This is a genomic window from Burkholderia sp. E168m23 (genome assembly GCF_016586125.1).
GTDB lineage: Bacteria > Pseudomonadota > Gammaproteobacteria > Burkholderiales > Burkholderiaceae > Burkholderia > Burkholderia orbicola.
The window spans coordinates 1-5,383 of the sequence record NZ_BCPP01000477.1; the positions used below are offsets into that span (position 1 = coordinate 1).

A 5,383-nucleotide genomic window follows, 5' to 3' on the forward strand; every position below is an offset into this window, starting at 1 on the left:
ATCGTCGATACCAAGGCGAAATTCGATACCGAGCCGTCGCCGGGCTGGTTCGGGTCGCTGCGCGAGCGCGTGACCGACCTGTTCGACACGTGGTTCCCGCCCGAGGCAAAGAAGGCGCCCGCGCCGGTCAGGACGCAGCGTATCGAGCGTCCGGCCGAGACCGACGAGGGCGCGGCGTCGGCTGCCTCGGCGCCGGATGCCGCCTCCGGCGGGATCGTCGAGGAATGGGTGCCGGCGTCGGAAGTGGCCGCATCGGCCGCGGGGCTGTCGTCGGGCGCGTCGCAGCCGCAGTTTGCGCCGCCGCCGGCGGGCGCCAGTGCGGCGAGCGCAAGCAGCGCCGGTATCGGCGTCGCCCCTTCGGCCGTGCCGGTGCCGCCGCCGGTGTCGGTACCGGCCACCCCTGACGCGACCGGCGCTTCGCAGTAACGAAGCCGTTCAGATTCCGCGCGATGCTGCCGTAATCAAGTTGTCACGACAGCGCGCGCGGTTGCTCCGCGCTTCTCCGATGCGGCTTTCAACCGACTCCGTCGCGCTCGCGCGCGACGACCTTTCCGCGGGTGTCCCGCTCGGCTTCGACCTCTACGACGCCGACGGCGCCGCGCTGCTGCCGGCTGGCACGACGCTGCGCGATGCCGCGCAGCACGCTTTCCTGTTCGACCATTTCCGCCCCGTGCGCCGCCGTGAGGACGCCGACACCGATCCGCACGGGTCCGAGGCGACCGCGCCCGCCATGCGCATGGGCTTGTCGGCGGGCGCCGCGATCGGCATTCGCCGCCGGGTCGGCACGACGCGCGCGCTGCAACGGTGCCGGTTGATCGGCGTCGGCGCGTCGGGGGCGCTGTTCGTCGAGCCGCAGCCCGCCGCCGTGCTCGAGTTCGCACGCGGCGACGACGTCGAAGCAGTGGCAATCGGCCGTGCCGCGGTGTCCCGTTTCGGCGCGACGGTCGAATCGGTGCTGGCGTCGGGCGCCGCGCCGTTCATGATCCTGTCGCCGCCCGGGTTCGTCGACCGGCTGCGCACGCGCGCCGAGCCGCGCGTGCCGGTGCGCATCGCGGCCTGCTGCAACGGCGGAGCGCAGGGGGCGGACGGCATCGGGTTGGTGCACGACATCAGCCTGAGCGGGCTGTCGATCGCCGTCGACCGGCCGATCGCGGCAACCGGCGAGCCGTTGCGCGTGCTGCTACCGTACGAAACCGGCGGCCGCGTCGAGCAGTTGGCGCTCGATGGCACCGTGCGGGCCGTGCATGCCGACCCGGCGGGTCCGGCGCTGACGCTGCATCATGCGGCGTTCGACGACCTCGATGCCGACGACCTGATTCGCCTCAAGGCGTTGCTGTTCGACAGGCAGATGGCGTCGGCGGATAGCGATCGCCTGCGCTGACGCGCGGCCGAGCGCGCCGGATACCGAATCGCGGCATTCGGCACATGCGCGGCGATAATCATCTGACGAATCGACTTATTCCCGGGCGATTGTACGGTTTCGGTCAACAGTGAATTTGCGATTTAAGTATTTACCCTGATAGTCGCGCCTCCTAGACTTCTACTCATGCGCAACGACCTCGAGTCCGAAGCGCCTGACAAAACAATCCTGGAGGTAACGCATCATGAAATCGCTGATCAAGGCAGTTGCACTGGCCGCGCTGGTGGCCGCACCGGTCGTCTCGTTCGCCCAATCGAACCAGCAGCCGCTGACGCGCGCGCAAGTGCGCGCCGAGCTGGTCCAGCTCGAAAAGGCCGGCTACAACCCGAACGACTGGATCAACTATCCGGAGAACATCCAGGCCGCCCAGGCCAAGATCGCCGCCGCGCAGAACGCCGGTGCGCAAGCCGACGCAACCGGCTACGGTTCGAACCCGGTCGCGACGTCGCAGTCGGGCCAGCGCGCGGTCGTGCCGGCTGTCAATGACCGCTCGTCGGTGTACTTCGGCCACTAAGCCCTTCGTGGTTCCGCGGCTCTCGGGGCCGCGGCTGACGCCATAACGAGAAAGCCCGCACGCGTATCGTGCGGGCTTTTTTGCGTCTTCTTCATCGAGTGGCCCGGCGCACGAATTCCAGCGGCCGAACCGGTCGGGGAGAGTCTGCCGCGTGCATGACGACACGCCGGATGCCGGCCTGAGCTGGTTCAACGGCACCTTGCCGTGAACGATCACGCCGCTCGCAGTACCGCACCCGCTGACAATCCGTCGCGCGTGCGCTAGCATCGCGGTCGATGTCGCCGCGGCAGCGCGGCCAATGCACACGGGGCGCAGCAGGGCGCCGGGTTCCACACTTCAACGAACAACAAGGAGCATCCATGCGTGTCTTGACTGGTCTGCTGGGCTCGCTGGCGCTGGTGGCGAGCGTCGCCCATGCGCAGGCGAATTGTGCGGACGCGACGGATCAGGCGACGATGACGGCGTGTGCCGATCGCGCATACAAGAAATCCGACGGAGAGCTGAACCGAACCTACCAGGCCGTCACGGGCCGCCTGCGCGGTGCGCCGCCGCTCGCCGACAAGCTCGTGAATGCGCAGCGCGCGTGGATCGCGTACCGCGACGCCGAATGCCATTTCTCGAGCGCGAATGCCGAGGGCGGCAGTGCGTACCCGATGGTCGTATCGACCTGTCTCGACGATCTGACGAAAGCACGCACGGAAACGCTGAAGGGCTATCTGTCCTGCGAGGAGGGCGACCTCGCGTGCCCGGTGCCCGCGAAGTAACCATTCGGACACGGGCGCGGTGAGGGAGGCCCGCACTGCGCCGGCTGGACGTCGTCCTACACGTCGTCCGCTACACGTCGTCCGCTACACGTCGTCCGCTACACGTCGTCCGTTACACGTCGTCCGTTTCGTCGAGCAGCTTGTGCCGCATCGCGTAACGCACGAGCGCCGCTTCGTGCGGCATCTGCATCTTTTCCAGTATCCGGGTCTTGTAGGTGCTGACCGTCTTCGCGCTCACGCACAGCGCATTCGCGATCTCGGTCAGCGTCTGGCCGGCGGCGATCCGCCGGAACACGTCGAATTCGCGATCGGACAGCCGCTGGTGCGGCAGCGTTTCAGCCGGCTCGTTCAGGCTCTGCGCGAACTGCTCGGCCATCGCGAGGCTCACGTAGACGCCGCCCGACGCCACCTTCGTGACCGCGCCCACCAGCTCCGCGCTCGCGCTTTCCTTCGTCAGATAGCCCGACGCGCCCGCGCGGAACGCCCGCACCGCGTATTGCTGCTCCGCGTGCATCGTCAGCACGAGCACGCGCAGCGCGGGCTTCTCGTCCTTGATCTGCTTGATCAGCTCGACGCCGTTGCGGCCCGGCATCGACAGGTCGAGCACGAGCACCTGCGCGGGCGTCGCCCGCACCAGCGCGATCGTCGACGGGCCGTCGAAGGCTTCGCCGGCCACCTCGAATCCGGTGGCGTTCTGGAGGATGTGCCGCAGACCGTCGCGTACGAGCGTATGGTCGTCGGCGATGAGCACCTTGATCATGTGATGAGCGTGTCCTGTTGAACGGTGGCGAGCGGAAATGCGACGGTGATCGAGAAGCCGCGCGCGAGCCCGGTGTCGATCGTCACGGTGCCGCCCAGCATGTGTGCGCGTTCGCGAATGCCGATCAGGCCGAACGATTTGTCTTCGTGGGCCGGACCGCCGGGCGCCGCGCCGCGGCCGTTGTCCGCGACGCGCAGCACGCAAGAACCTTCCTCGATGTCGAGTCGCAACGCCACGCGCGTCGCGTCCGCATGGCGCGCGACGTTCGTCAGCGCTTCCTGGACGATGCGGAACAGCGTGGTCGCGCCCGCGCTGGTGAACGTGAGGCCGCCCGTCTCGATATGGCGCTCGACATCGATCCCGTAGCGGTTCGTGAAATCGTTCGCGAGCCATTCGATCGCGGGCACGAGGCCGAGATCGTCGAGCATCACCGGCCGCAGGTCGGCCGCGATGCGCCGCACCGACGCGACCGTCGCGTCGATCAGCCGCCGCATACCTTGCAGATGCGTCTGCACGCTTTCGTCGGGTTGCGCGCGGCCGGGCATGCGCAGTTGCTGCTCGACGACCGACAGATCCATCTTCAACGCGGTGAGTTGCTGCCCGAGATCGTCGTGCAGCTCACGCGCGATGCGGGTTTTTTCCTCCTCGCGCACGTTCTGCAGGTTCGCGGACAGTTCACGCAATTCCTCGCGCGATTGCTTCAGCGCGTTCTCGGCCCGCTGCCGCTCGGTGATGTCGCGCAGCATCACCGTATAAAGCTTGCCCGACGCGTCGCGGATCTGCGAAATCGACGCTTCGATCGGGAATTCCTCGCCGTTGGCCCGCAGCCCGAACAGCACGCGCTGGCGGCCCATCTGCCGCTCGGACACGCCCGTCACGCCGAACTGGTCGACGTGTTTCGCATGCGCGGCGCGGAACCGCTCCGGAATGAAGCGCGACAGCGGCGCGCCGATCGCCTCCATCGCGGACACGCCGAACACCTGCTCGGCCATCGGATTGAAGATCACGACGGTTTGCTTTTCGTCGATCGTGATGATCGCTTCCATCGACGAACGGATGATGCCCATCATCCGCGCCTCGTTGAGGATGCCGCGGCTGCTCGCGCCGGCATCGGCGCGGCTGCGCAGCAGCGCATGGACGAGCGCCGCGAACCCGAACGACGCGATCAGCCCGGCGGCGAGCACGGTGCCGGCCGCACGCTGCGCGCCGGTCGCGCTCGGCCGTCCGTCCGCGGAATAGGCGAGCGTCAGCGCGGTGCCGCCGAAATTCAGCACATCGGTACGCCGCATCAGGTCGGGCGACGCCGACGCCTCGTCGGTCGTCGTCTCGACGCTGGCGATCGCTCGCGGATCGCCGCCGGCGGTCATCCACAGGTCGATTCCGCGTTCCGCATCGAGCGCGCGCTCGATCAGGCGCCGCGGGCTCAGTGCCGCGAACAGCACCCCGTCGGCGCCGGCTTCGCGCGCGCCGAAGGGCTTGGCGGCGGCCAGCGGCGAGGTGGCCACGGGCAGGAACAGCGTCAGGGTACGGGCGTCGCGGGAGGTATCGTCGTCGGCGGGGTGAACGCCCAGCGCGATATCGCCGGTCCGCAGCGCGCGCATGAGCGGCGCCGCATCGGACGCGCCGAAACGCACGACCGGCGAGCTCGAGACGGGGGCGCTGAGCGTCGCTGCCGCGAGCGGATCGGCCGGCAGCGGCTTTGCACCGGCCAGCGCACCGCGCGCCGCGGGCGTGAGCGGCGCATAGCCGATCTGCCGGACCGGCGAGCGGCCGCTGTCGAGATCGAGCGTCTCCGCGTATCGGCGCCATTGGCCGGGCGTCATGTCCGGGACGAGCCCGAACGTGCCACGCGCGCCTTCGAGCACGGCGACGCCGGCCTGCAACTCGTGGCGCAGCATCGCCGTCACGTGCGTCGTGCGGCGTTC

The 5,383-nt window shown here is 68.8% G+C and carries 5 protein-coding genes and 1 pseudogene; 4 read left to right on the top strand and 2 right to left on the bottom strand.

What is annotated here, in order from left to right:
- From JMF90_RS22485 to JMF90_RS22500, 4 genes and pseudogenes are all read left to right on the top strand, one after another.
- A pseudogene (locus JMF90_RS22485) lies at positions 1 to 426 on the top strand (penicillin-binding protein); the annotation flags it as partial.
- A gap of 79 nt (positions 427 to 505) precedes the next feature.
- Positions 506 to 1,381, top strand: a complete 876-nt coding sequence (locus tag JMF90_RS22490) for a PilZ domain-containing protein (protein ID WP_011694734.1) — start codon at positions 506 to 508, stop codon at positions 1,379 to 1,381.
- 223 nt (positions 1,382 to 1,604) lie between these two features.
- Positions 1,605 to 1,934, top strand: coding sequence for a DUF4148 domain-containing protein (locus tag JMF90_RS22495; protein WP_011547733.1), 330 nt, complete (start codon positions 1,605 to 1,607; stop codon positions 1,932 to 1,934).
- 359 nt (positions 1,935 to 2,293) lie between these two features.
- Positions 2,294 to 2,698 carry a lysozyme inhibitor LprI family protein gene (locus JMF90_RS22500; protein ID WP_011547732.1) on the top strand — a complete coding sequence of 135 codons (405 nt, stop codon included), beginning with the start codon at positions 2,294 to 2,296 and terminating at the stop codon, positions 2,696 to 2,698.
- Positions 2,699 to 2,810: 112 nt separating this feature from the next.
- On the opposite strand, the gene JMF90_RS22505 is transcribed toward JMF90_RS22500, so the two are convergent.
- Together JMF90_RS22505 and JMF90_RS22510 are read right to left on the bottom strand one after the other, a co-directional pair.
- On the bottom strand, positions 2,811 to 3,458 hold the full coding sequence (locus JMF90_RS22505) for a response regulator transcription factor (protein WP_006479054.1): 648 nt from the start codon (positions 3,456 to 3,458) through the stop codon (positions 2,811 to 2,813).
- A partial coding sequence (locus tag JMF90_RS22510) for a PAS domain-containing sensor histidine kinase (RefSeq protein ID WP_201325445.1) occupies positions 3,455 to 5,383 on the bottom strand: 1,929 nt, incomplete at its 5' end. The genes JMF90_RS22510 and JMF90_RS22505, both read right to left, overlap by 4 nt.